Here is a 25,604-nt window from a genome sequence, read left to right on the forward strand (position 1 = left end):
CACGTTAGTCGATGGGGCCGGCGGGCTATTGTCCGGATGTGCGCGAAGGGCTGGCATGAACGAAACCCGCGGGCGGCGCGGCCCGGCCGAGTATCTGGATCTCTTCGATAATACCGTCCTGGTCTATCGAGATCCCATGGGGCAGCACGGCCGAAAGGGTGACGCCCTGGGCCAAGGTGTGTCCCACGCTGTAGGCTTTGGGCGGCCCACCGTTAATCGAAAGCAGGGCCGTGCCGCGTTGACCGGCAGAGAGCAAACCCAGGACCGCAACGCGCAGGCGGGCACTGCCGCCACCAAACCAATTGACCAGGGGAGAGATGTTCTCACCCGGCGCTGGACCAGAGGCTAGAAGGGGGGGCGCTACTGTTGGCTGGGGGGCGAGCAGCAGCGCGCTCCACAGGCCAATGCCCGCCGCCGTGGCCAACATGGCCAGCGACTGCACAATGAGAGGGCGACGATTCGGCCATGCCGCCAGGGTAATAATGCGTGAGATCATGATCTTGGACAAAATTGGTCAACGGTCGAATCATGCCTTAAAAAAAAATAAGACGCTTGTCTTTCGCTGTCGCCAAAATTATCGACGAGTCCTTTATCGGGTAAGATCTATCCCAACTCAATGTATCCGATTGAATCAAACTCCTTCTTCCGGAATATCGGCCGATCTCAATGACAGGCAATTTTCATCTACGCAAAGCCAGCGCTCGCAAGTCCGGGCACCAGCAAGGCTTTTCACTCATAGAGATCATGGTGGTGGTGGTCATCATGGGAGTGCTTGCCGCATTGGTCGTACCCAACGTCATGGATCGTCCCGATCAGGCGCGCGCCATCGCCGCCAAGCAGGACATCGGTGCCATCATGCAAGCGCTGAAACTATACAGGCTGGATCATGGCCGCTATCCGTCGTCCACCGAGGGTCTTGAAGCCTTCGTAGCCGAACAAGGAAAGGGTTCGCGGTATATGGATCGCCTCCCTCACGACCCGTGGAGTACACCTTATCAGTACTTGAATCCCGGTGTGCATGGCGAAATCGACGTGTTTTCATTGGGCGCCGATGGGAAACCCGGGGGCGAAGGCGCTGATGCCGACATTGGTTCCTGGACCCGCTAGCCGTCAGGACGGCTTTACGCTGCTCGAAATGATGATCGTTCTGGTCATCATCGGTATAGCGACTACCCTGGCCGGTGTCTCGGCATTTGGTGACGATAGCGCCCGTGCACTGCGCCAGGACGCACTTAGGTTGACACATTTATTTGCCACCGCGCAGGCTGAGGCCCGGACTAGCGGCCAGCCCATTGTCTGGTCATACAATGACGGCGGTTATCATTTTTCTCGCTTGCCGCGACGCCTGATGCTACCGGCTCGAATGGCGGCGCGTGCGCAGCCTGTCAGTGACACGGCCATTGGCGCCGACACCGCCTTGCGTCCACGCGAATGGATTACGTCCGATGCGATGGTGATACGCATCGAACCTGATAGTGGCATCGTGTTCGGCGCCGACTGGATACCCGGCCCCTTCCTGATGGAGCTCAAAGCAGGCGACAACGTGGTTCGGTTATCGCGCCTGGGTAACGGGCGCTTCGTGGTGGGTCCATGACCGACCATAGCCGCCAGCGTGGCTTTACGCTGATCGAAGTCCTGATCGCGCTCGCCATTGCCGGCGTCGCGCTGGCGGCCTGTGTGCGAGCATTGAGCGTAGGAGTCAATGGCGTGCGCAACATGCAGGAACGAAGCCTCGCGCAGCAAGCGGCACAGAATTTTTTGGCGGAAATGCGTCTGCAAGCCGTCTTGCCGGTGCTTGGCCGGCGCACTCAGCCATGCCCGCAAGGTACGCTGGCGCTTGATTGCGAACAAGTGGTGCAAGCTACGCCGAACCCGAGTTTCCGGCGAGTTACAGTCCGTGTCAGCCTCGGCAAAGGGGCGGTATTGGCCCAGCTTGATGGCCTGATGTCGGAGCTGCGATGATGAACCCGCATGACACGCAGCAAGGTTTCACACTTATAGAAGTACTGGTTGCGCTTACACTGATGGCGCTGGTCAGCCTTATATCCTGGCGCGGCCTCGAAGCGGTACAGCACACAGGCGAACGACTTGATGATCGTGCAGAAGAAACCCTGTCGCTGTTGCGCGCGCTGAGTCAGATCGAGCGAGACATCTTGCTGCATGCCGGACCCGATATTTTGCCGGGTCCGACGGCGACCGGGGTTGCCGAAACGCAGGCTAATACTCAACTGCCACCCGGTATTGTCTGGAATGCCAGTACGGGTTTAGGCTTGGTGCGCGACGCCGGTGACGGAAGGTGGCAACAATTGCGCTGGTATCTCAAAGATGGCCGCTTATTTCGGGCGGCCGGCGCACCTTCCCATCTTTTACCCTTACCGGCGGCCGAAAAAAGCGTCATTGTGCTGGAGCAGGTTCGCGCAATGACCGTCAAGGTATGGAAAGCAAATCAGGGCTGGATCGCACCGCAGCAAGACCAGGCGGCTAATCCAGCCAACCGTGGTGGCGGCGCTGGCATGATCGGCCTCGAGATTGCCTTATACCGCGAGGGACCAGCCAGCGACAAGCCCTACCGCAAGGTGGTGCTGCTGCCATGAGTCCGCAGAGAGCACTTCGCCAACGCGGCATGGCCGTTATCGCCGCCTTGGTGGTCGTCGTCGCCGCATCGGCGATGGCCACCTCCATCATCGAGCGCCAAGGCTTGCTGGCAAATATCCTCATTTCCGAAGGCGACCGAAGTCAGGCGGTCTGGATGTTGAGGGGCGGCCTGGACTGGTCGCGCGTCGTGCTGCAAATGGATGCCGGGAGCAGTCCATCCACCCGCCTTGACGGAATCTGGGCCCGTCCCATTATCGGTCTGCCGGTCGGTGCTGCCGACAATCCCGAGGGCGCATTGTTTTCGGGACAGATTGAAGACGAACAAGGCAAATACAATTTGCGGAACCTGGCCGAGAACGCCCAGATCAATCCATTAGAGGTCCTGGCGCTGGAACGCCTGTTCGAATGGCTGGGCATTGATTCTTCATTGGCCGCGATCATCGCGCAACGAGTAGCGGACGCTCAATTTGGCAAAGCGGCCGGCCCCCGCGCGGTGGGGCTGAGAGGCATCAACGATTTGCGTGTGCTGCAAGGCATGACTTCGCATGCCATCGAGACCTTGCAACCCTATATTACTGTCTTGCCGATCGCCACCACGGTCAACGCCAACACCGCTACGGCCGAAGTGCTTGGCGCCGTCGTCGATGAACTCGGGCTGGCGGGCGCACGGGACCTGATCGTTCAACGGGACAGAGGCCTTTGGTTTGCCAATCGAGCGGACTTCGTCAACCGCCTGCGTAGCCGGAAACCGGATGCTGGGCGGCGCATCAGTGTCAACAGCAATTGGTTTCGCGCAACCGGTGAAGTTACGGTTGGTGATACGATGGTCGGCCTCAGAGCACTGCTGCACCGAAGCGAACACGGCGTATCATCGATCCGCTGGGCCGCCTATTAATAATATGAGACACCATTTGCGACTGGCTCTGCCGTTACTCTCCGACCTGGCGCTTGATACGACTATTGCCTTTGTCCTGATCGATCGGGACGGACGCGTGGCGCGCGCCGGACAACTGCCTCTGGCCGAACTGGGCGCAGAGGCAGACTCCGTGGCTGTCCACGCCATTCTGCATCCTGATGATGCCGTCGTGGCCGACATCACGGTCCCGCCCGTGTCCACTCAAAGGCTTAGCGCGGCCGTCGCCGGCAGCATCGAGCCGATGGCCTTGTCTGAAATCAGCCAGTTGTGCGTGGCACACGGATCTCGCGCGGCCGACGGCACCGTGACCGTAGCTTGGGTGGCACGGCATTCGCTGGCAAAAGCATGGGCCTTGCTGGCCGAAGCCGGCTTGAATGTCGTGGCGTTCATCCCTCAGTCGCTGGCTCTGCCCGCCAACGATCCTCGGCCTGCCGAACCACTGGGATTGCCCGCGGATTCGCGTTGGCTGGCGCCCTTGCCGGGTTGGTCGTTGGCAAGTGAGGAATTGCGGCCAGCTTCGGCGAGCGGCAGATGGCGCAGGGCAATATACTGGTCCACCGCGGCTACCGTGGTATGGGTGGTGGGCTTGAACTGGTATGCAGCGCGGCTCGCCAACGAGGTGAAGACCCTGCAGCAGAACATGCAACACGCCGTGGTACAGGCTTTTCCGCAAATTCCTGTCGTCATTGATCCCGTGCGCCAAGCGCAGAATCAACGCGATGCACTGAGGCTTGCGCAAGGTGTGGCGGGCGATGACGATTTCATGTCCTTGGCGATCACTACGGCCAAGGTCCTTGATTTTGCCCAAAGTCATGTTCGCAGTCTGAGCTACGAGAACGACGTGCTCACGCTGATATTGGCCGAAGGTTATCTACCGCCTGCCAACGAGGCCGCGCTGGCTCAGTCGGCAGCGGTGCATCAACTCGTGCTTCAGAAAGATGAAACCCGGCCCCACGTGTGGAAGGTGCAGCGTCCTGCACTCGCCGAGCCTCAAGCGAGGCGGCCATGACATTCAACACCCGATTGACGGAGCTCGATGACGCATTGCGCATGCGCCTGGAGCCACTCGCAAGCCGGATTCGCGCCGCGTGGCATCGAAGAACCTCTCGCGAGCAAGCTGTTTTACGTGGCGCTGCGCTGCTGCTTCTTGCCGTGCTGCTCTGGACGCTTGCACTACGTCCCGCATTGCAGACCATTCAGACTGCACGCCAGCAGTTGCCCTTGGTGCAGGCCCAGACGGCACGACTTGGCGCGATCATCCTTGAAGCGGATGCGCTGACCCGCGGGCGCTCTGGCGCCATACCTGCCGGCGACACAGAACAAGCGCTACAGGTCAGCCTGGATGCGGCGGGGCTGGAGACGGTCAGTGTCTTGAGCAGGTCGGATGGCGTCTCCGCCAAGGAAATGCAGTGGCAGGTACAGTTCGCCAACGCTCCCGCAGGGCGCATCATGGAGTGGATGAGCAATTTGCCATTCGTGGCACAGATGCAGACACGCCGGGTAGACTTGGCGCGCAGCAATGTGGACGGCCGTGATCGACCGGGGCAGCTTAGTGGCGTCATTGTGTTGGCGCTGACGCCGCAGGCGAAGGCCCCGTGAGGCGCGGCGTCCAGGCGACATGGCTGGCACTGCTGCTCGCCATTGGGTGCACCGCTGCACTTTGGGCGCTGCCAGCCCGCTGGGTGATGGCATGGATACCTGAGTCTTCTCCAGTCCGGGTTACCGACGCTTCAGGCACCCTATGGAAAGCCAGCGCGACGATGGCTGTCGGGGTTGGCGGCTTGCAACGCACCTTGCCCGACCCGCTGCAGTGGCGCCTGAGCGTCGAGGGTGGGCCACATCTGATATTGACCCACGCCTGGCTGCGTGGACCGCTGACGCTGGCACTTTCGTGGCGGGGCTTGCGCATGTCGGCTCAGTCGCTGCAACTGCCCGCATCTGCGCTGACCACCGTGCATGGCATGTTCAACACGCTGGATCCAGGCGGTGAACTGTTCATCAATTGGCCTGAACTCTTTTTCGGAAAGAACGCCGTCGCCTCCAAGGACAATGGCCCGCTATTGTCTGCGCAATGGCGTAACGCTTCTTCCTCACTGACCCGCATACGCCCATTGGGCGAATACACCCTGATACTGAGCCAAGCTGCGGGCAATAGCATTGCATTAGCACTTGCTACCAATCAGGGGCCCTGGATGATGGAAGGTACGGGCATCCTGTCGCAGGCGGGCAGGGCGCAGTTCGACGGCAAGGCATGGGTTCACGAATCGGCCAGCGGGGACACCCATGCCGCCTTGCAGGGCCTACTGGATGCTATCGGCCCCCGGTCAGGACAGAACGGCCCCACCATCATGAAAATACGCTAGCGTCTGCCCACTTCCTATGAAACTGTTGCCATGATCACCTCTAATCTATCACTCGAACGTCTGTCTGCCGGCCCTGCTCAATGGCGCCTGCGCATGCCGCTGTTGATGCTTGCCGCCGTGCTCGGCGGCTGTGCTGCCACAGAGACCGGCCAGCAAGCGGCCAGTGCCCCGCTGGTGGCATATACAACCGTGGGTTCGGGCCAGCCACACAGAGCGCAGCCATTCACCACCCAAGCCGAATCGTCGCAAACCAGACAGCGAACCCTGTCTCCGATACGCGAACGCCCCAGATACGAAGACGAAGCAGTTCCTGCCCGGCAACCGGGCGACCCAGCGGCGGCAGGACAGCGAACGACGCTGAACTTCAATGACGCTGAACTGCACGGGGTATTGCGGGCACTGGCTCAATTTACAGGACGCAATTTCGTGGTGGATCCGCGAGTACGTGGGAAGTTGACGCTGATATCCGAGGTCCCGGTAGACGTTGATACGGCGTACTCCATGCTGTTGGGCGCCTTACGCATGCAGGGTTTCGCGGTCATTGATGTGGACGGCGTCAACCGTGTGGTGCCCGAGGCAGACGCCAAGCTGCAGGGCGGTCCAGTCGTATCGAGGAGCCTGCCCGCACGCGGCGGCGAATTGGTGACGCGGGTGTTTCCGCTACGCTATGAAAGCGCCACAGCGCTGGTGCCCATCTTGCGACCGATGGTAGCGCCCAACAACACCATTGCCGCGCACGCGGGCAACAACACGTTGGTCATTACCGACTACGCCGATAACCTGGACCGTGTGGCCGAGGTCATTGCCCGCATCGACACTCCCACGTCCATCAGCACCGATGTGATTCCCATCGAATATGGGGTAGCGCTCGACGTGGCAGCATTGGCGCAGCAGCTTCTACAAGCTAACGGAGGCGACCAAATCAAGCAGGTGAATATTGTGGCCGACCCGCGCAGTAACTCGGTGCTGGTACGAGCCAGCACGCCCGAGCGTCTGAAGCTGGCTCGGGACCTGATCCTTCGCATTGACACCCCCGAGTCGCGTGCCGGCAATTTGCACGTGGTGTACTTGCGCAATGCACACGCTGCCCATCTTGCCGAAGTTCTTCGTGGCGTGCTGACAGGGCAGGGTGGCTCCGGTCCGGCGACGGAGCCCGATGCTCCTCTGTCCGGCGGAGATTTTGAGGGAAACCGCGGTTCCTCGATGATGGAAGGTGCTTTTTCCACTCCTGTCAGCGGCACGGCCATGGGCACCTCAAACCCTGGCGCGTCCATGCCGGACATGACAAGCACCAACCGGAACCCAATCTCCTTTTCCGCTGGCGGTGCGACGGTGCAAGCGGATCCCACGACGAACACCTTGATCATCTCGGCACCGGACCCGCTGTATCGCAGCTTGCGCGAGGTGATTGACTTGCTCGACCAACGCCGTGCGCAAGTGCTGATTGAAAGCCTTATTGTCGAAGTCAATGCCGAAGACGCCGCGGAATTCGGGGTCCAGTGGTCGGCCGGTGCCAATAGCATCAATAGTGGCGGAACCTCGTTTTTGGGCGGATCCAACCTGGGAGGTAGCGGCATCGGTACCAATCTGTCCGCTGCGGGTACCACCATCGACGCACTGGCTTCGGGTATGAGTCTGGGAGTGGTCAAGGGCACCGTCGACGTGCTGGGAACCCAACTGCTCAATCTGGGCGTGCTGGCACGCGCCATGCAAAAGCAGGGCGGCGTCAACATTCTTTCAACGCCTAACCTCATGACACTCGACAATGAGCAGGCCAGTATTATCGTCGGCCGGACCGTGCCGTTCGTAACAGGCACCTATACCACCACCGGGGATGGGGCCAGTAACCCTTTCCAGACTGTGCAGCGTGAAGACATCGGCCTGACGCTGCGGATCCGGCCGCAGATTTCGGAAGGTGGAACAGTCAAGCTGTCGCTGTACCAGGAGGTCAGCAGCATAGATCCATCGTCGACACTTCCGAGCGCGACCTCGGGCGGATCCATCATCACGCGCAAGCGCGCGCTGGAAACCAATGTGCTGGTCGACGACGGGCAAATCATCGTGCTGGGCGGCCTGCTGGAAGAAGTGGTCGACGACAGCATTACCTCGGTACCGTTGCTGGGAGACATTCCCGTGCTGGGCAACCTGTTCAAATACCAGAAGCGTGGTCGCAGCAAGACAAACCTGATGGTCTTCCTGCGCCCGCACATCGTGCGCAACGCCCAGGACGGCGCCGGCTTGACGCTGGACCGCTACAACTACATGCGGGCGGCGCAGGCCGGCCTGCCCGTCAGGGCAGCGTCATGGTTGGTGCCCGACGCGACCACGGCTACGTTGCCCGCCATCGATCGCGACCCGAGTACCGGCCTGCTGGATTTGCGCGGTCTGGAGAACAACGCTGTAGCGCCCGAGTCGGCGGAAAGCGCTACGACGCGTCCGGCCAATCCCGCGCGGACGCAGCCCGGCCCGTCCGACAATCTATGATCGTCCGCTTGCCCTATACGTGGGCGCGTGCTTATCGCGCCCTCATACAAACCGGAGCCGCCGGCGTTGCGCTCATTATTTCAGAGCGCACGCCTGCCTGGGCGCTGGACGAAATCCGCCGCTATCACGGTCCGTTGCCGGTCAAGGAAGTGAGCGACCAAGAACTGGACACACTTTTGGCCGCTGCGTATGCGCAGACGGGAGACGCTGCCGAGATCGTGGATGCCGCCGCCAACGAAATCGATCTCGATCGCCTGATGCAGGACATGCCGGAAATCGAAGACCTGCTTGAAACTCGCGATGATGCACCCATCATTCGCATGATCAACGCACTATTCACCCAGGCTGCGCGCGACGGTGCCAGCGATATCCACATTGAGCCTTTCGAGACGCACTCCGTCGTGCGCTACCGGGTCGACGGGACGCTGCGCGATATTGTCAGTCCGCGCCGCGCGCTGCATAATGCCCTGGTTTCACGCATCAAGATCATGGCCAGCTTGGACATCGCCGAAAAACGCTTGCCCCAGGACGGCCGGATCGCCTTACGGGTGGGCGGACGGCCCATTGATGTCCGGGTCTCGACCCTGCCGACCGGCCATGGCGAGCGCGCCGTGCTTCGCCTGCTGGATAAAGAGGTGGGGCGGCTGGAGCTTGAGCGTTTGGGCATGGCTGCAGACGTGCTTGGCGGGCTCGATGCGCTGATTCGTCGTCCGCACGGCATTTTCCTGGTAACCGGCCCCACCGGCAGCGGCAAGACCACCACGCTGTATGCGGCGCTTGGCCGACTCGATGCCGCCACCACCAACATCCTCACGGTCGAGGATCCGATCGAATACGACCTTCCGGGTATCGGCCAGACTCAGGTCAATACCCGAATCAACCTGACTTTCGCGTCTGCCTTGCGCGCGATTTTGCGCCAGGATCCCGACATAATCATGATAGGCGAGATCCGCGACCTGGAAACGGCGCAGATTGCGGTGCAAGCCTCGTTGACCGGACACTTGGTTCTTGCCACGCTACATACGAACGATGCCGTTTCGGCCGTGACGCGCCTTGTCGACATGGGCGTGGAGCCATTCCTGCTGGCATCCACCTTGCAAGGCGTGCTTGCGCAACGCCTGGTGCGCAAGCTGTGTCCTCACTGCAAGGTGCCTCAACCCGACGGTACATCGGCTTGGAACATAAAAGGATGTCCGGCCTGCAGCCATACCGGATATAGCGGTCGGACAGGTGTCCATGAATTGTTTATATTGGATGATGCTTTGCGCGCCATGATCCACGCCGACGAAGGGGAGCAGGCCTTGCGTAGCGCGGCCCAGCAGGGAGGCATGCGTAGCCTGCGGCAGGACGCCGAGCGCTGGGTTCAGCAGGGCACCACCTCCCGTGAAGAAATCGCGCGCGTCACTCGCGACGCCTGACGCCTACGGAGCTACGCCATGCCTTCATACCAGTACGATGCGATTGATGCCGCGGGCCGAAGCGACCGGGGCATGATCGATGCCGATAGCGAACGCAGCGCCCGCCATGCCTTACGCGCGCGGGGTCTGTTGCCCTTGGCGGTGCGCGAGACGCGTAAGCGGGCAGAGTCGGGCTGGTACACCGGAGCCAGGATCAGCGATGCTGACCTGGGCTGGCTGACCCGCCAGCTTGCCAGTTTGCTGGCTGCCAGGCTGCCACTGGAGGCAGCGCTGCGCGCAACGCTGGAACAAGCCGAGCGCCGGCACGTCGCCCGGACTTTGGCCGCGGTGCGCGACGACGTGCGAGCCGGTCATCGTTTGGGCGAGGCCCTAGCCGCACATCCAAAAGACTTCCCCGAGATTTACCAGGCCTTGGTCGACGCCGGGGAGCAGTCGGGAGACCTTGCTCAAGTGCTCGAGCGGTTGGCCGACTACATCGAATCGCGTGGTGCTCTGCGGAACAAGGTGCTGACGGCTTTTATCTACCCCATTATCGTCACCGTGGTTTCCATCGGCATCGTCATCTTTCTGCTCAGTTATGTGGTGCCGCAGGTGGTCGGCGCATTTTCACAGGCGCATCAGACCTTGCCCTTGTTGACGCGCATGATGCTGTCCGCTAGTGACTTTGCCCGTAATTGGGGCTTGCTTACGGCCATTAGCCTCACAGCGCTTTTTGCATTATGGCGCTTGTGGCTGCGCAATCCATCGGCCCGTATGGCTTGGCACGCGCGCGTGCTCCGGCTGCCGGTTCTGGGCCGTTATGCGATGGGTGTGGACGTAGCGCGATTTTCTGCCACGATGGCCATTTTGACGGGCAGCAGTGTGCCGCTGCTCACTGCCTTGAATGCAGCGCGGCGCACGCTGAAAAATCGGAAGCTGCAGGCCGCCGTCGACGAAGCTACCAGCCGCGTGCGAGAGGGCAGCCCTTTGGCGCAGGCGCTGCAAGCGCAAAGGGTTTTTCCACCGCTGTTGATTCATCTGGTGGACAGCGGCGAACGCACCGGTGAGCTGCCTGCCATGCTGGACCGCGCCGCAAACGTACTGTCGATTGAACTGGAAAGGCGCGCCATGACCATGACCGCCGTGCTCGAACCTCTGATGATTCTTGTAATGGGAGGAATCGTGCTGGTTATTGTGCTGGCGGTCATGATGCCGATCATTGAGATCAACCAGCTGGTGCAATGAGCGAGGCATTGGGTAGACCCAAGCCAAGCCGGTGAGGGCCGTAATGAATAGCGATGATAGCGTAGCGCGTAGTTGCGGCTATGCACATAGCGTAGCTCAGCGAGGTAGAGCGATTCTTGCGTTTCAGGTTTCGGCCGTTTCGCGTTCCGCTGCCGACGCGGGATAGGTCGATATCGATGAGCATCCGGAACCCGCCGTCCTGGTGGTCGGGATGATATATCGTCGGAGCATGACATACGTTGTGGGCATAGCTGAAGCTGGCCAGGTTTACATCGGCGGAGGTTCGGCTGGCGTGGCCGCCCTTGACCTTGGGCTGCGTACTGACGCACTGCGATCCGCAGCCCAAAAAACAAAAACGCCACCCGGTTAAGAGTGGCGTAAGCGCTTGATTCTATTGGTGCCGATGAGAGGAGTCGAACCCCCGACCTTCTCATTACGAATGAGCTGCTCTACCAACTGAGCTACATCGGCTTCCTGGGTGTACACAGACCCTTTGATGCGAGCCTTGTATTTTGCCAAGCCCATAATTATACATATTCCGCGCGTTTTTGTCGGGCGCGTATCGACGTGAAATTTCGTGTGCCCGAACACTACCTGCCCAGTGTTGTGGAACTGTGCTTTCGATCGGCTTATAGTGTGCCTAGGCGCCTAGCGCAGCTTTCCGGTATAACGAACGCGAGGGGAATAGCCCATGAGAACCATTTCCTGGCTAATGTTGGCCGCCGCCATATTGCCTATTGTCGCGGCCGGCATATCGAAAGCGGGTGGAAAGCACTACAACAACAATAATCCGCGTTCCTGGTTGGCGAATCAGGAGGGCTGGCGTGCCAGGGCAAATGCCGCACAGGCCAATTTGTTCGAGAGCTTGCCTTTCTTCTATGCGGCCGTGCTGTTCGCACTGTTCAAAATGGCGGATCCAGCCACGCTTGTCAGCCTGATGCTTGCGTGGATCGTGCTCAGGATGATCTATCTTGCCGTGTACCTCGTTGGCTACGGCCTGGTGCGAACGGTAGTCTGGGTACTGGGACTGGGCGTGAATATTGTCATTCTGTTCCTGTGAGGGCAGCGCTAGTCTTGCTGGTTCATGCGAATCGCCGAGGGAAACAAGTCCCAGCAAGCAATGAACAGGGCGGCAAATAACGGTCCGATGACGAAGCCGTTGAGTCCGAAGACCGACAGGCCGCCCAGCGTTGAAATCAATATGACGTAGTCAGGTATCTTGGTGTCTTTGCCGACCAGCAGCGGGCGCAATATATTGTCGACCAGCCCGATGACCAGTACGCCGAATAGCGCCAGCGTTATGCCTTCCCAGATGGCGCCCGTGACGAGAAAATAGATGGCTACCGGCAACCAGATCAAGGCGGCGCCAACGGCTGGCAACAGAGACAGGAAGGCCATAAGGACCCCCCACAGCAATGCACCCTGGATGCCCAGGAACCAGAACATCACGCCTCCCAGGAAGCCCTGGGTCATGGCCACGACGATATTACCCTTGACGGTGGCGCGCACCACCGTAGCGAACTTGCGGAATAAATGCTGCTTATGCTCTTCGCTGAGCGGTATCAGATGCTTGCTGGTTCTGGCCAGATGGGCGCCGTCTCGCAACAGGAAGTATAGGATGTACAGCATTACGCCCATGCCGACCAGGAATTCAAATGTGTTCTGCCCAACGTTTACGGCTTGTGTCGCAAGGAATTTGCTACCCTGAAGGGCGCCGGTGGTCAGTTTTTCCTGCAAGCTGAAAATGTCTCCGACGCCGAAACGGTCGAGCATGGCATGAACCGATGGAGGCAGGGCATTCAGCACCTGTTCCAAATACCGTCCCACATTGACTTCGCCGGAACTGATGAGTTTATAGATGGCGGCGCCCTCTTGCAGCAAGGCGCCCGTTATGAGGATCGCGGGCAGGATGACGATAAGAATGATGATAAGCAGCGTGGTAAGGGCTGCCAGATTGGGGCGCCCGCGCAGTTTCGCCAGCAGGCGCTTATGCAGTGGCGTGAACAGTATGGCCAGTATGGCGCCCCAGAAAATCGCGGCGTAGAAGGGGAGCAGCACAATGATGAAGGCCACCGTGACGATGACCAGCATGAGTATGAAAGTGCGAAAATACAGGTCGGAATTGTTCATCCAGCATCCAGGAAAGGGGAAGACGGCAGGGGCGAGCCGCGCGGCTTCTTTGTGGGTATAAGGTCAGGGCGCTGCGATTCGATAATTCTATGCGAAAGCGCATTTACTCGCCCAATAGTTCGGCGACCGGATGTAGTCCTTCGATATGTTGTGATACCACCTTAACCACGACGACTATGGGCACGCACAGTAACATGCCCCACACGCCCCAAAGCCATCCGCCAAACAACAAGGCCACGAAAACAGCTGTTGCATTCATTTTGGCGATGCGACCTGTCATCCAGGTTGTGACCAGGGTGCCGACGATGGAAGCGATCGCGAGCGTGGCGGCCATCACCAGCGCCATCATCGAGAATGACTCGAATTGCAGGAACGCGGCCGAGCCGGTCGCTGCGGCGGCAATCACTGTCCCGAAATAGGGAATGATATGCAGGAGCCCGGCCACCACAGCCCACGCACCGGCGTTTTCCATGCCGATTACGTAGAGGACCACCCAGGTCACCAACCCCAGCAGCGTGTTCGTGACCAGCAGCATCAGCATGTATTTCTGGATCGACAGGTTGATGTCGTCCAGAATCTGGACGGTGATTTTCTTGTTTGATAAGGACGGCCCGGTCATTTTGACCAGCTTGCGCTTGAAGGTGTCGCCCGACAGCAAGGCGAAAAATACCAGGAACATAATCACAATCAGTTTGCCGGCAAAGGCGGCAACGCTAAGGGATCCAGTCCAAAGCCATTGATTCAAATTGAAGTCGGGCGGTTGGACTGCAGTCGGTGCAGCGGCGGCGTCCTGCATCGCGTCAGTGTTTGGACTGGCCGCCTTTTTCAAGGCGTCCGCGGCACTGCGCAGCTTTTCCAGCGTGCCAAGCTCGCCATTGTCAATCCGCTGCAGGGCGTTGTTCAGCTTATAGGTAGCGATAGGGAGTTCGTCGACAATGGATTGCGCTTCGTTATACACGGAGGTCAGCACACCGGCGGCTGATCCGAACAAGGCCAGCATGACGAGCGTGGCGCCTATGACTCGTGGAACCCGGCGTCGCTCCAGCCATAATACGACCGGGCTCAAGGTGTAGGCGATCAGGATTCCGAATACGAGCGGGATAAAAAATTCCCGAGCCCATTGCAGCGCGAAGATGAAGGCAATGGTGGCAAGCACGGTCAATGCCATTCCACCGGCCTGGACCCGGGGGCGCAGCTCGGGCAGGGATATCTCGGCCACGGGTTTTGCGGTGGCGCCGATATCCGCGACGTCGGAGCTGGTATTTACGGCCGCCGGAACGTGGGCGGCTGGGGTAGTCTTGATCGTATCCATTGTGGTCTCATGCGGATAAGCAGCGCGTTGCCTGCGCGCATAGTATAAATGCCCGCGCGTGCGCGTATTCCATTAGCGGCTACCTGCCTGGGGGACTGTATCAAGGAAGCAGCCGGAAGCCCGCATCGACGCCCCAACGATCAGTACGTCGCAGCCATACCGTATTGCACGCCACGCATCGGTATTGCCGTTCAAGCGCTCCATCGTACGATTCGGGTGGCCTCGCACCCTGTAGTCGCATGGATACGTGAGGTTTGGTGCCTCCTGTTCCCAGCGACAATTCACGACAAGACGGACAAAGGGTTATGTTATTAGTAAGGTCCATGTCACTAGGGTATAGCAAAAAGAAATAGTAGAAAGGTTTACTTACCTTGTGGCGAAAATAGCTCGCGGGCTTTCAGGCTGTGCAAGTTATTGCTGTATCGAGCCGTAACGATCAGCAACTTTCGTGCCTATTGACGCGTATTGGGTGCCCGTGATTTCGATGGCTTTTCGGCATCTCCGGTCGCTGTTGGCTGAGAGCCGCTCGAAGGGTGCGTGCTGTTCCCGCTGGCTGACCTATTAGGGGCCTGTACACCTTCGCTACCGTCTTTCAGCGTCGATCCAGGACGCGTTGACGCCTTATCTGTGGAAGAACTCGCACTGTTTGGCTCGATCTGGCGGTTATCCGGCTTGATGCCCGTACTTCCGGCAAGCCCGCTTGGATTGGTTGACTCGGCTTGCGCTTCAACACCGGCCGAGTCGGAGCCGGAACGGCCGCTGGGGCCTTGTGAGTAAGCTGTCGTCGCCACGGCGAGTGGCAGTAAACAGGCGGCGATAGAAAACATCTTTTTCATGGCTTCCTCCTTGGTGCTGGCAGATAAGTGACAGTTCAGCAAACGATGTGCCGCTGCAGCGTAAAGCACACGCTTTGGCCTCTTGGCCGCGACTGGAAAGTAGGTGGAGCGTCAGTAGCACGCGAATCGAAGGCACGGCGCTTGCTCGCGTGCCATGATCGTTCAGAGGAGTTCAATTCATGATAGATAATCCGGAAAATAATGTGCCCCGGGACCCGTCTCGCATAGACATCAATCAAGAGCGCGAACTTCGTTACTGGTGCGATCAGTTCCAGTGCAAGCCCGACGAACTCAGGGTCGCGGTTGATTCGGTCGGTACGTCCGTCCAGGACGTCAAAATCTACTTAGGAAAAGACCGGCGACCTGTATAGGCCAGTCATCGCCGTGCAATGAACATCTCCAACTTCGAGCACGTCCTCTATGCCTTGTTGATACAGGCGGCGGTGTGGTTGCTGACGCGCAACTGGGGGCTGGGAGCGATGCTGGTCATCGGAGTGTTCATCGGACGAGAGCATGCCCAACGCGAGTACAACGTCGACGGCTCGTCAAAGCTCACTCCTTGGGAGGCGTTCAATGTTTGGGATTGGAGCGTTGATGCCCAGCTCGACCTGGCTTTGCCTGTGGTTGCGGTGGTGCTTGTCGCCTTGGTAGCGAGCTATAGGTCTCGCTGACTGCAGTGCTGCGCTGTGTTCGCACTTAGTTTGGAAACCGCGCCGCGTTCTTGCTTTTCGGAAACGCCACAGCGTAATCGAATTCATCTTTTTCTATAGCGCGCAGTATTCCGGCCCTTAAATCTGACGCCCGCTTCAAGTTGGAGGCGCTGGGCGTTAGCCGGAGCCTTTCGCGGCAGAGTGTGCCCCGATACTGGAATTCGATCTCAATGCTTGACTCCGAAGCGGGGCGGACGCCGTCGAGTTGATTCGCCATGCTATGCCTTTTAGTTTGCTGCGGTATTCCCTGCTGCTGGTCCTGAGAAGTGTTGGATTATCCATCGCTCACATATTTCCCATAGTTCGGGTGCACCTCTTTTGATGGCAGGACCGTACCGGGAAAAGACCTGTTCAATTGATACGTCTTGTTCGGCCTGCATGTCGCTTGAAGAGCCGCTATGGATTGGAAAATCGCCGACGTCTATCTCGACGATGTCATGCAGTAAAAGCATTTGTATGACTCGATTTGTATCCACAGCGCCGCAGGCATACTCATCCAATATCAAGGCGTATACCGCCAAGTGCCAGGAATGCTCGGCTGAATTTTCCTTCCGACTTTTATCAAGCAGCGGTGATTGCCGCATGACGTTTTTCAGTCGGTCGATTTCCTTTAGGAAGCTCAGCTGCTTTTCCAATCTGGTCAATTGCATGATCTTTTACTTCTAAAGCGGGGACCGATAGACCCCCGAGTTCGGCGCGGATGCCGTATCGGGTTTTCGTTGCCGTCTTGTGGAGCAACAAAAAGCCCCTCAATTGCTTGAGGGGCTTGGTATTCTTGGCTCCCCGAACTGGGTTCGAACCAGTGACCTGCGGATTAACAGTCCGTCGCTCTACCGACTGAGCTATCGGGGAATTGGAGAAGCGAAACTATAGCACATTAATTTCATCTCTCGCAACTCGACCCGGGAAATGACCAATTACAGTCTCCCGGCGACGGGATTTTTCCGCTTCAATCCAGCAAATCCTTCATGTCGTCAGCATGCTCTTCTTCCACGGCCATGATGTCGATCAGCAAGTGCTTCGTCGTGGGATCGGTGTCGCCGATACGTTCGATCATTTGCCGATAGGACTCGATCGCGACGCGTTCGGCGATAAGGTTGGCCTTGATCATGCCCTTGATGTCGCTGCATTCGTCGTATTCAGCATGGCTGCGATCGACAAGAGTGGATGGATTGAAATCCGGGTCGCCGTTCAGTTGCACGATGCGTTCCGCAATCCGGCCGGCATGGTCTTCTTCTTCCTGTGCATGTTGCAGGAACTCAGCTTTTATCGGCTCGTTGACCAGGCCTGTGGCGGTGTAGTAGTGACGCTTATAGCGCAACGCACAGACCAGTTCGGTGGCCAGGGCGGCGTTCAGCATTTCTATGATTTCTTCGCGGTTTCCCTGATATCCGGACGGCACGGCTCCGCCTTCCAGGTCTTTGGCCGCGTTACGGATTGCAGCGACGTCGATAGGGGCGTGCAGGGTACTGGCAGGATTGTTGGCGTTCATGGGCATCCTTTATATTGTGGGCGGCTGTGTGCCGCAGAGCCATTCGATAGCAAGTACCGTGCCGCCAAGTACGGCTGGCGGTTGCCGTTGCCTTTGTCCTCAATGCAGTAAAGTATCACCTTGGTTTGTTTATTTATTTTTCTGCGATGTCATGAGCTCTCTTCCTGCCAATACCGACACAATAAAAACAAAAGAGTTCTGGATGGGCTTTTTGCTGGCAGGGGTTGGTGCGGTACTCTTTTCCGCCAAAGCCATCGTGGTGAAGCTTACTTATCGCTATGGGGTCGATGCCCTGACGATCATCGGTTTTCGCATGATGTTGTCGCTGCCTTTCTTCGCGGTCGTCGGCTGCTACCAGGCTCGCCGGGCGCACCTGGGTAAAATCCAACGCCTGACCGCAAAGGAAAGCGGGCAAATCGTTTTCCTGGGCTTCATCGGCTATTACTTGTCCAGTTATCTGGATTTTTTGGGCCTGCAATACATTACCGCGGGGCTTGAGCGCCTGATTCTCTTCCTGTCTCCCACTTTTGTGCTTTTGTTGACGGCGCTGTACCTGAAGCGGCCCATACCGGGCAAACAATGGTTTGCACTGGCCATGGCTTACCTGGGTGTAATCCTGGTTTTCCTGCAGGACTTATCCTTGAGCGGCGACAACGTCGTGCTGGGATCACTGTTCGTGCTGGGCTCGGCGGTGTCGTATGCCGTGTACATCATCAGTTCGGGTGAGCTTATCAAGCGTGTGGGCGCCACCCGCCTGGTGGCCTATGCCATGTCGGTATCCGCAGTAATAAGCATGGTGCACTTTCTGGGCGTGCATTCGTGGCAGGGGCTCCAGCAGCCTTTGCCGGTGTACCAGCTGTCTCTGCTGCACGCCGTCGTCAATACCGTGGCACCTACATTCATGATCATGTGGTCGGTGGCGCGTATAGGCGCGCCCATGACATCCCAATTGGGCTTGCTCGGCCCCGTATCGGTATTGTTCCTGGCGGGATGGATATTAGGCGAGCCGATCACGACGCTGCAGCTGGTTGGCACTGCCTTTGTGCTGGCTGGCGCCGTGGTGCTCGGGCGCCGGCGCTAGCTTTTCCGGGCGTGGGCGCGCCGGGTGTTCCGGTGCATCCTGTGCTCCAGCTCTTCGCGGTGCACGTCATGCGTGACAAAGCCGGATACGTCTTCGGGCATTGCCAGGCGCTCGGGCTCTTGAAGCGTCAGGCGTATATCCTTCTGGCCGCATTCCCAGTGCTCGCGCATGGTGGCCAGGCCGAACTGATAATCCTTGTAGTGCTGCTCGTAAGGTCTGTTGCGGTAGATCAGGTGTATGACGTTATAGCGTTTGCTGCAGGCCAAGTCTTCGGCGAGCTGATAGTAGGCTTTCTTGTCGTTGCGGACGTCCTGCGGAATGTCCTCCAGCATACTCAGCAGCATGTGGCGCAAGTATTGTGACCAGCGCAATTGCTCGGTAACCAGGCGCGTACGGCTGGAATACTGGATATCCTTGATGCGGTCGGATACTTCGCTCATATTGGTGGGTACGCTGCCGCGAGCGCTCCACAGGTCCACCTGAAATGCCAATGTGTCGCGCATTGGACGGGATTCCAGCACATGTGCCAGGGGGGTGTTTGAGACCAGCCCACCGTCCCAATAGTAGTCGCCGTCAATTTCAACGGGTGCGAAGGCCGGTGGCAGCGCGCCCGATGCCATGAAGTGTTCGGCACGCAGGCGAATTTTGGTATTTTCGAAATAGACAAAATTACCGGTGCGCACATTGACCGCGCCTACCGATACTTCATGTTCGCCCGAGTTGATACGGTCAAAATCACAAAGCCTTTCCAATGTGTCTTTCAGTGCGCTGGTGTCGTAGTAGCTGGCCGTCTCCGGTTTGCCCGGCGTAATTTGAGGAGCCGGCGGGAAGCGGGGCGTAAAGAAACCCTTCTGGCCATTCATCATGGCGCTGCCGGCATGCCAGGCGCTCAAGGATTGCCGAACCATGTCGTTCAAATTGAAAAGCGATTGCTCAACAAAGGGATGCAGCGCCACGCCGAAATTCGGTTGGCAGATGGTTTCCCAGAATTCGGTCAGGCGCGCGATGCGCTTCTCCGGCGGGTTGCCGGCAATAATGGCGATATTCAACGCACCTATCGATATCCCGGCCAGGCAGGTCAATTCAATGCCGGCTTCATGCAGACCCTGGTAGACGCCGGCCTGGTAAGCACCCAGCGCGCCGCCGCCTTGCAACACCAATGCCACCGTCTCGTAGGGAGGCAGTGTGGGATCGGTGTTCAGTGGCGCCTCGGCCTGATGGTTAACCGGATCGGGGGTGGCGGCCGCGTCGGGCGGCGCCGTGGAGTCGGCTTGTTGGGTGCCGCCTAGCGGTGAAGTCGGGCGTTTTTTAGTCATGAGTGCCTATATGTGTCGGGGAATACCCTTGCGGTAACGATAACATTTTCGTTCTCACCGATCTGGAATGACGCACTCCACGAAGGCGTCGATCAGGGCGCCGCGATATCGGGACTTATGCAGAACCAGTGCAAGCCGCCGGTGCAGATTCAAAAACGGCGTATCCAGGATCTTGAGTCGTCCGACGGCTACGGCATCCACGGTCGCCGCCGACGGCAGGCAGGCGATACCCAATCCGGCAATGACGGCTTGTTTAATGGCTTCGACCTGACCCAGCTCCAAAAGTATCCGCCCCGGCGGCAAGTGGGTCAGCGCCTGTTCGGCCAGGACCCGCATCGCGGAACCGTGTTCGCGCAATATCCAGAGCGCATCCTTGAAATGGCGTGCTTTCAGGTCATCGCGCTGAGCCAGCGGATGAGAGGGCGCTGCGCAAACCACCAGCGCATCGTCGCGCCAGGGGATGATATCGAGCTGCGGGTGGTTGACAGGGCCTTCGACGCACGCAACGTCAATGCGGTGCTCGAGCAACGCTGCGGCAATCCGGTCGGTATTCTCGACGCTTACCTGCAAGGCAACTTGGGGATGCCGGGCGATGAAGGGGCCCAGCAGGGCGCCCACCAGGTAGTTGCCAACCGTATTGCTGGTACCCACGCGTAGCTCGCCGGTGAGCACCAGTGGATGGTCGCCGGTCTGGCGCATTATTTCGTGGATGCGCTCGATGACTTCCTGGGCCATGGGCAGGAGCTCTTTTCCACGTGGGCTCAGCCGCAGCCGCCCCCGCTCCCGGTCGAACAGCTGAGTGTTCAATTGCCGTTCGAGTTCGCCCAGGGCCATGCTTACAGCGGGCTGGGTTACAAAAAGCCGTTCGGCTGCGGCGCCGACGGTGCCGGTGGCTGCGATTGTGACGAATACCTCAAGTTGGCGTACGCTGATTCCTATCATCAGTAAATTTTATACGTTTTATAAATGTTAATGAATTTATTTATGGTGCTGGGAGATTTAACATAACTGCAAGTAATTAACATATGCGACTTTCTCCATGCGTTCCACCACTGTATCGCGCCCAATACGGCCTACCCATTCACACTCGCATGCGGCGTCTAGCCACGCATCGCTCACCGGCCGCCGGTCTCCCACCTTGCTCCTCGGGCTGGTGCTGGCCGTGGTCGTGGCGATCTTCGCGATGATGCTGGGCCGGATGTTCCCGCTTATCGGCGGACCGGTATTCGCGATTCTGCTGGGCATGGCAATCCGGAATACGGTCGGCATAGGGCCTATGTTCCGACCCGGCCTGCAGTTTGCATCTCGACAAGTGCTGCAGTGGTCGATCGTGGCGCTGGGCTTCGGCCTGAGCATTCAGCAAGTGGCCAAGACGGGGATGGAGTCGCTGTCGGTGACCCTGGTCACGATAGCGGTGGCATTTGTCTCGGCGTGGTTGCTGGGCAAGTGGCTGGACATTCCCTCGAAACTCCAGACCCTGATAGGTGTGGGCACGGCCATCTGCGGCGGATCGGCCATCGCAGCGGTTACGCCCATCATCAAGCCGGAGGAGCATGACACGGCTTATGCGATTTCCACGATATTCATTTTCAATATTGTGGCTGTCGTTGCGTTTCCTGTTATGGGCCATTGGCTGGGCATGTCGGACATGGGCTTCGGCATGTGGGCAGGCACGGCAATCAACGACACGTCTTCGGTGGTGGCTGCCGGCTACAGCTATAGCGAGTCGGCGGGCGATTACGCGACCATCGTCAAGCTTACCCGGGCTACGCTCATTATTCCGATTTGCCTGATCCTGGTCGCCATCCAGGCATGGCACCACAAAAAGCAGGGTGTCGGCAGCTTCAGCCTGGCGCGGATCTTTCCCTGGTTCATCTTGTGGTTCCTGCTGGCGTCGGCCATACGCTCGACAGGCTATATTCCCGAAGCGTTGCTGGCCCCCTTGCAGTTGACCGCGCAATTCCTGATCGTGGTGGCGCTCGCCGCCATCGGCCTGTCATCAGACCTTCGGCGCATGGTGACCGCCGGCCTGCGGCCGGTTTTGCTGGGGTTGGGAGTCTGGCTTGCAGTATGTACCAGCAGCTTGGCGGTACAGCACGTCATGGGAAGCTGGTAATGAATTGCCGGTAGGGCGGCGCGCCATGCGCACGCCCTACGGTTGGGCCGCCCTAGATCAGGCGAACCACGATGCGGGATTATGGTTGATGGCCACGCCGACGATATAAGCAAAAATCGCGATGGAAATCACTGCCGCAATGCCGCGGCTCTTGGCGGTCTTGCCGCGCTTGATGGCAATGGTGCCCACGCCAATATAGGCAATAAGCAGCACAATCTTGGTCAGCACCCATGGCTGCATGCCGGCAGCACCCAGCATGACGGACAGGGTCACGGCACAGGCGAGCAGGACAGTGTCGACAATGTGGGGCACGATCTTGACAGCGCGGCGCTGAAGCATGGCCGAACCCGTTACCGACCAATAAGCCCGAATGACGAAAAGAAGGATGCTCAGGGCAGCTGCCGTTACGTGCAGGTGTTTGATAGCTAAGTAATTCATGGTGGGAAGTCAGGTGCTCGAAGAAAGTTAGTGGATCGGCGGCGTAGCCACAGGGGAGGCGCCAAAGATGCCCGGCCCGCCGCTATCGTAGCAGGTCCGGGCACCGTGGCTGCTCACGATATGCCGGCGAGCACCCATGCGCCCGTGCCCTTGCCCTTCAGGATAAGTTGGCAGGCATGGTGTTTGGCCAAGGTGCTGCGATGACCCACGCTTACCAGCCGGGTGTGTGGCAGTTGCTCCCGAACCAGGCGGTACATGGCATCTTCCAGGCCTTCGTCCATGGCTGACGTCGCTTCGTCGAGGAAGGCGGCAGCCGGTGCCGACAGCAACAGGCGCCCGAATGCCAGGCGCTGTTGTTCGCCAAGCGACAGGATGCGGCCCCAGTCGGCAACCTGATCCAGCCTGTCGACAAGATGCCCCATCTGTACCCGATGCAGAACTTCTTCGGCCCGACCGCGGCTTGCGGCACCTGTTTCCGCATCCGGCGGCGCGCTGTCACGTGGGTCTCCCGAGGCGTCCAAAGCATCGGCATGCACGGCCAGTGAGCTCGTTTCCGGTTCAGTGCCCAGTTCAACACTGCGGCTGGTGGCCAGCGCATCGAGGTCGCTGGGTGCTCCATGCGCGCTGGCGATGGCGGCTTCTTGTTGTTGGTGTATGGCGGCCTGCGGGGCCGTATCGAGGCTGGGTAGCTGCTGCGGATAGTACAAGGCGTCGCGCAAGGTGCCCAAGGGCAGATATGGCTTTTGCGACAGGAAGAGCACATTTTCTTCCGGACGGATGATCGTACCGTCGCAGTACGGCCACAGCCCGGCGATCGCCCGCAGCAGTGTTGTCTTGCCCGACCCCGATGGACCTTGTATCAGCAGGGGCGCGTTCGGCGACACCTCGATCGTGAGGCTGTCAATCAGCAAGGCCGCGGCCGGAGTATGAATAGTGAGCTGCTCCACGGCCAGGCGCGGACCTTGCGCGTGGATCGTCGGTTCGGGCAGTTCGCGGGATTCCGCGATGGCTTTGGTGAAGCCGCTTAAACGATCCAGCGTGGCGCGATACGTGGCGAAACTATCGTACGCGGTCCGAAAGAACGACAAGTTGTCCTGCAGCCGTCCGAAGGCTTGCGCAGTCTGCATCAGGTCGCCCAGGCTGATCTGTTTGGAAAAAAAGCGTTGTGCCTGGATGATGAAGGGAAAAACGACGGCCGCCTGGCTGACGGACAGATTGAAGCCCTGAAACTTGATGGAGCGAAAAACAATCGCCCAGGCATTGCTGATCACGTGGGTGAAGCGGCTGCGCAACAATGCGCCTTCCACTTTCTCGCCGGCATAGAATGCAATGCTTTCGGAGTATTCGCGTAACCGCACCAATGCGTACCGGTAGTCGGCGTTGAAGCGCTCGTTCAGGAAGTTCAGCATGATCAGGGGGCGACCGATCTTGACGGCAAAAACGGTGGCGATAATCACATAGGCAAACACGAGGAACACCATGCCGCGGGGCAGCTCCACGCCCATCGCCGAAAGAGGTCCCGACAGGGTCCATAGAATCAAGGTAAAGGCAAAGGTGGAAACCAGGGCATTGACCACGCCCATGGACAAGACCAGCGACATCTCCACAAAGGTGGCGACATCCTGCTGGATACGCTGGTCGGGGTTATCGATAGGCGTGTCCAGGTACTGGGTCCGATAGTAGGTTTGCCTGTCCAGCCACCGGCTCAGCAATTCTTCGTTCAACCACACGCGCCAGCGTATGGTGAAGGCCTGCTGCACGTAGAACTCGATCAACACGCGCAGGACGTGTACCGTAGCCAATATGGCGAACAACACCATGGCGCGCCAGAATCCCGTTGAATCCAGGTTCTGCAGCGAGGTGTACATGGTGTTGCTCCAGTCGGACAGCAACACATCCAGGCGAACCGCGCACAGCGTCAGGAACAATATCAGCAGCAGGGTGGCAAGAGGACGCCAATCACGCCGCGGCAAGAAGTAAGCGGCGGTCAGGCTCCAGAACTGGCGGCCCCAAACGGTGAACCTTGCAAGACCCCAGACGGTGGCGGCCGACAACACCACCGTAATGAGATAGGCCTGTACCAGCCACATACCGCTATCCATTAGCGCCTTGTTCAAGTTCAATCAATTCTCCCGGAATACGCGACGCTGGCGCGCCGAAAAACGCATTCTGGTCGAAATATCAAGATAGCGCCAGCGCATGGACGCCGTTTGGCCGCCTTGCGGCAAGCAACGATGCCTATGCCCGGTCTTACAAGACGTTGAGTGGCGTCTTCAGGTAGTGCGTGCCGTTGCTGTCGGGCTCTGGATAGCGGCCCGCGCGGATATTGATCTGTATGGAGGGTATGATTAGCGCCGGCATGTCCAGCGTCTTGTCACGCGCTGTCCGCATGGCAACGAAGTCGTCCGCACTGATTCCGTCGCGCACATGTATATTGCCGTCGCGCTGTTCCTTCACCGAGACGCAACATTGGCGGGCACGGGATTCGGGCGGGTAGTCATGGCACAGGTACAGCAGGGTGTCGTCGCCCAATGAAAGAATGCGCTGTATCGAGTCATAGAGTGCGTGCGGGTCGCCGCCCGGAAAATCGCAACGCGCGGTGCCCACATCGGGCATGAAGAGGGTATCGCCAATAAATACGCCAACCCCGTCTATGCAATAGGCCATGTCTGCCGGCGTGTGTCCCGGCACGTGCAAGGCTTTGACCGCCAGGTCGCCTATCGAGAAAGTGTGACCGTCTTCGAAGACCTGATCAAACTGCGAAGCGTCCGTCGTGAATTCGGGGCCAAGATTGAAGATATCCTTGAACACGCTTTGTACCTGCACAATCTGAGCACCGATGGCGGTGCGTCCGCCCAGCTGTGCTTTCAGGTAGGCGGCGGCGCTCAGGTGATCGGCATGCGCGTGCGTCTCGAGCACCCATTGCACGCGCAACCGATTCCGCGATATATAGGCAATGATCTGATCGGCGCAGGAGGTCGATGTGCGCCCGGACTTGGGATCGTAGTCGAGCACGGAATCGATGATGGCGCAGGAATCATTGCCTGCCTGATGCACGACATATGAGAATGTGGCGGTCTGCTTGTGGAAAAAAGTCTCCACCTGAGCGTTCAGCATAGGGACTCCTCTTGTGAGCGGTCGGATGTTCGATTATGGTGTGCAATCATCCAACT

General features: G+C 58.9%; 27 protein-coding genes and 2 tRNA genes. 16 read left to right on the forward strand and 13 right to left on the reverse strand.

The genetic code is table 11. The features are described 5' to 3' along the window. Positions 1–25: 25 nt before the first annotated feature. Positions 26–496 (reverse strand): hypothetical protein, encoded by a 471-nt coding sequence (locus CR159_RS02155; protein WP_233208138.1) that lies wholly within the window; start codon positions 494–496, stop codon positions 26–28. A 170-nt stretch (positions 497–666) separates the two neighbouring features. On the opposite strand from CR159_RS02155, the gene gspG reads away from it, so the two are divergent. The 11 genes from gspG to gspF are packed head-to-tail and all read left to right on the forward strand — an operon-like array spanning position 667 to position 11,000. Further along, entirely contained in the window at positions 667–1,107 is a 441-nt protein-coding gene (gspG, locus tag CR159_RS02160) for a type II secretion system major pseudopilin GspG (RefSeq protein WP_102072327.1), read from the forward strand. Continuing rightward, on the forward strand, positions 1,079–1,594 hold the full coding sequence (locus CR159_RS02165; protein ID WP_158238489.1) for a prepilin-type N-terminal cleavage/methylation domain-containing protein: 516 nt from the start codon (positions 1,079–1,081) through the stop codon (positions 1,592–1,594). The genes gspG and CR159_RS02165 overlap by 29 nt, the downstream gene beginning before the upstream one ends. Then, complete coding sequence (gene gspI / locus CR159_RS02170) at positions 1,591–1,962, forward strand: type II secretion system minor pseudopilin GspI (RefSeq protein ID WP_102072328.1); 372 nt, start codon at positions 1,591–1,593, stop codon at positions 1,960–1,962. The genes CR159_RS02165 and gspI overlap by 4 nt, the downstream gene beginning before the upstream one ends. Further along, on the forward strand, positions 1,959–2,594 hold the full coding sequence (locus CR159_RS02175) for a PulJ/GspJ family protein (protein WP_102072329.1): 636 nt from the start codon (positions 1,959–1,961) through the stop codon (positions 2,592–2,594). The genes gspI and CR159_RS02175 overlap by 4 nt, the downstream gene beginning before the upstream one ends. Then, entirely contained in the window at positions 2,591–3,490 is a 900-nt protein-coding gene (gene gspK / locus CR159_RS02180) for a type II secretion system minor pseudopilin GspK (RefSeq protein ID WP_233208139.1), read from the forward strand. The genes CR159_RS02175 and gspK overlap by 4 nt, the downstream gene beginning before the upstream one ends. 16 nt (positions 3,491–3,506) lie before the next feature. After that, positions 3,507–4,520 carry a type II secretion system protein GspL gene (gspL, locus tag CR159_RS02185; RefSeq protein ID WP_158238490.1) on the forward strand — a complete coding sequence of 338 codons (1,014 nt, stop codon included), beginning with the start codon at positions 3,507–3,509 and terminating at the stop codon, positions 4,518–4,520. Continuing rightward, entirely contained in the window at positions 4,517–5,110 is a 594-nt protein-coding gene (locus CR159_RS02190; RefSeq protein ID WP_102072332.1) for a type II secretion system protein M, read from the forward strand. The genes gspL and CR159_RS02190 overlap by 4 nt, the downstream gene beginning before the upstream one ends. Beyond that, positions 5,107–5,874 carry a type II secretion system protein N gene (gspN, locus tag CR159_RS02195; RefSeq protein WP_102072333.1) on the forward strand — a complete coding sequence of 256 codons (768 nt, stop codon included), beginning with the start codon at positions 5,107–5,109 and terminating at the stop codon, positions 5,872–5,874. Before CR159_RS02190 ends, gspN begins: the two co-directional genes overlap by 4 nt. A 30-nt stretch (positions 5,875–5,904) precedes the next feature. After that, positions 5,905–8,358 carry a type II secretion system secretin GspD gene (gspD, locus tag CR159_RS02200; protein ID WP_102072334.1) on the forward strand — a complete coding sequence of 818 codons (2,454 nt, stop codon included), beginning with the start codon at positions 5,905–5,907 and terminating at the stop codon, positions 8,356–8,358. After that, positions 8,355–9,776, forward strand: a complete 1,422-nt coding sequence (gspE, locus tag CR159_RS02205; RefSeq protein ID WP_102072335.1) for a type II secretion system ATPase GspE — start codon at positions 8,355–8,357, stop codon at positions 9,774–9,776. Before gspD ends, gspE begins: the two co-directional genes overlap by 4 nt. An 18-nt stretch (positions 9,777–9,794) precedes the next feature. After that, on the forward strand, positions 9,795–11,000 hold the full coding sequence (gene gspF / locus CR159_RS02210) for a type II secretion system inner membrane protein GspF (protein WP_102072336.1): 1,206 nt from the start codon (positions 9,795–9,797) through the stop codon (positions 10,998–11,000). 395 nt (positions 11,001–11,395) lie between these two features. On the opposite strand, the gene CR159_RS02220 is transcribed toward gspF, so the two are convergent. Beyond that, positions 11,396–11,471 (reverse strand) — tRNA-Thr (locus CR159_RS02220). A gap of 220 nt (positions 11,472–11,691) precedes the next feature. Here CR159_RS02220 and CR159_RS02225 point away from each other — a divergent pair. After that, positions 11,692–12,060: an MAPEG family protein gene (locus CR159_RS02225; protein WP_102072338.1), complete on the forward strand. Its 369-nt coding sequence runs from the start codon at positions 11,692–11,694 to the stop codon at positions 12,058–12,060. A gap of 8 nt (positions 12,061–12,068) precedes the next feature. On the opposite strand, the gene CR159_RS02230 is transcribed toward CR159_RS02225, so the two are convergent. Together CR159_RS02230 and CR159_RS02235 are read right to left on the reverse strand one after the other, a co-directional pair. After that, complete coding sequence (locus CR159_RS02230) at positions 12,069–13,130, reverse strand: AI-2E family transporter (RefSeq protein WP_102072339.1); 1,062 nt, start codon at positions 13,128–13,130, stop codon at positions 12,069–12,071. Positions 13,131–13,233: 103 nt separating this feature from the next. Further along, complete coding sequence (locus CR159_RS02235; protein ID WP_102072340.1) at positions 13,234–14,442, reverse strand: AI-2E family transporter; 1,209 nt, start codon at positions 14,440–14,442, stop codon at positions 13,234–13,236. 1,015 nt (positions 14,443–15,457) lie between these two features. Between CR159_RS02235 and CR159_RS02240 the strand changes: the two genes are divergently transcribed. Both CR159_RS02240 and CR159_RS02245 read left to right on the forward strand, forming a co-directional pair. After that, the gene (locus tag CR159_RS02240; RefSeq protein ID WP_102072341.1) at positions 15,458–15,649 is read left to right on the forward strand and encodes a DUF3606 domain-containing protein; all 192 of its coding nucleotides are present in this window, start codon (positions 15,458–15,460) and stop codon (positions 15,647–15,649) included. Positions 15,650–15,667: 18 nt separating this feature from the next. After that, positions 15,668–15,949, forward strand: coding sequence for a hypothetical protein (locus tag CR159_RS02245; RefSeq protein ID WP_102072342.1), 282 nt, complete (start codon positions 15,668–15,670; stop codon positions 15,947–15,949). Between the two features lie 25 nt (positions 15,950–15,974). On the opposite strand, the gene CR159_RS02250 is transcribed toward CR159_RS02245, so the two are convergent. The 4 genes from CR159_RS02250 to CR159_RS02265 form a co-directional block, all read right to left on the reverse strand. Next, entirely contained in the window at positions 15,975–16,205 is a 231-nt protein-coding gene (locus tag CR159_RS02250; protein ID WP_102072343.1) for an Arm DNA-binding domain-containing protein, read from the reverse strand. Positions 16,206–16,215: 10 nt separating this feature from the next. Beyond that, the gene (locus CR159_RS02255) at positions 16,216–16,638 is read right to left on the reverse strand and encodes an HD domain-containing protein (protein WP_102072344.1); all 423 of its coding nucleotides are present in this window, start codon (positions 16,636–16,638) and stop codon (positions 16,216–16,218) included. A gap of 126 nt (positions 16,639–16,764) precedes the next feature. Then, positions 16,765–16,840 (reverse strand) — tRNA-Asn (locus CR159_RS02260). 97 nt (positions 16,841–16,937) lie between these two features. Further along, positions 16,938–17,480 (reverse strand): ferritin-like domain-containing protein, encoded by a 543-nt coding sequence (locus CR159_RS02265; protein ID WP_102072345.1) that lies wholly within the window; start codon positions 17,478–17,480, stop codon positions 16,938–16,940. A 151-nt stretch (positions 17,481–17,631) separates the two neighbouring features. On the opposite strand from CR159_RS02265, the gene CR159_RS02270 reads away from it, so the two are divergent. Further along, the gene (locus tag CR159_RS02270; RefSeq protein WP_233208140.1) at positions 17,632–18,561 is read left to right on the forward strand and encodes a DMT family transporter; all 930 of its coding nucleotides are present in this window, start codon (positions 17,632–17,634) and stop codon (positions 18,559–18,561) included. Here CR159_RS02270 and CR159_RS02275 read toward each other — a convergent pair. Both CR159_RS02275 and CR159_RS02280 read right to left on the reverse strand, forming a co-directional pair. Next, positions 18,558–19,877, reverse strand: a complete 1,320-nt coding sequence (locus tag CR159_RS02275; protein ID WP_102072346.1) for a patatin-like phospholipase family protein — start codon at positions 19,875–19,877, stop codon at positions 18,558–18,560. The genes CR159_RS02270 and CR159_RS02275 overlap by 4 nt on opposite strands. Before the next feature lie 54 nt (positions 19,878–19,931). Beyond that, complete coding sequence (locus CR159_RS02280) at positions 19,932–20,819, reverse strand: LysR family transcriptional regulator (RefSeq protein WP_102072347.1); 888 nt, start codon at positions 20,817–20,819, stop codon at positions 19,932–19,934. 97 nt (positions 20,820–20,916) lie between these two features. Here CR159_RS02280 and CR159_RS02285 point away from each other — a divergent pair, with 97 nt between their 5' ends. Beyond that, positions 20,917–21,993, forward strand: coding sequence for a YeiH family protein (locus CR159_RS02285; RefSeq protein ID WP_102072348.1), 1,077 nt, complete (start codon positions 20,917–20,919; stop codon positions 21,991–21,993). Positions 21,994–22,050: 57 nt separating this feature from the next. On the opposite strand, the gene CR159_RS02290 is transcribed toward CR159_RS02285, so the two are convergent. The 3 genes from CR159_RS02290 to CR159_RS02300 all read right to left on the reverse strand — a co-directional run bounded on the left by CR159_RS02290 (position 22,051) and on the right by CR159_RS02300 (position 25,545). Beyond that, positions 22,051–22,431 carry a SirB2 family protein gene (locus CR159_RS02290; RefSeq protein ID WP_102072349.1) on the reverse strand — a complete coding sequence of 127 codons (381 nt, stop codon included), beginning with the start codon at positions 22,429–22,431 and terminating at the stop codon, positions 22,051–22,053. Between the two features lie 113 nt (positions 22,432–22,544). Beyond that, positions 22,545–24,554 carry an ABC transporter ATP-binding protein/permease gene (locus tag CR159_RS02295; protein WP_102072350.1) on the reverse strand — a complete coding sequence of 670 codons (2,010 nt, stop codon included), beginning with the start codon at positions 24,552–24,554 and terminating at the stop codon, positions 22,545–22,547. A gap of 127 nt (positions 24,555–24,681) precedes the next feature. Beyond that, positions 24,682–25,545, reverse strand: a complete 864-nt coding sequence (locus tag CR159_RS02300; RefSeq protein ID WP_439650483.1) for an MBL fold metallo-hydrolase — start codon at positions 25,543–25,545, stop codon at positions 24,682–24,684. Positions 25,546–25,604 lie beyond the last annotated feature (59 nt).

Source organism: Pollutimonas subterranea (assembly GCF_002849655.1).
Classification (GTDB): Bacteria; Pseudomonadota; Gammaproteobacteria; order Burkholderiales; family Burkholderiaceae_B; genus Pollutimonas; species Pollutimonas subterranea.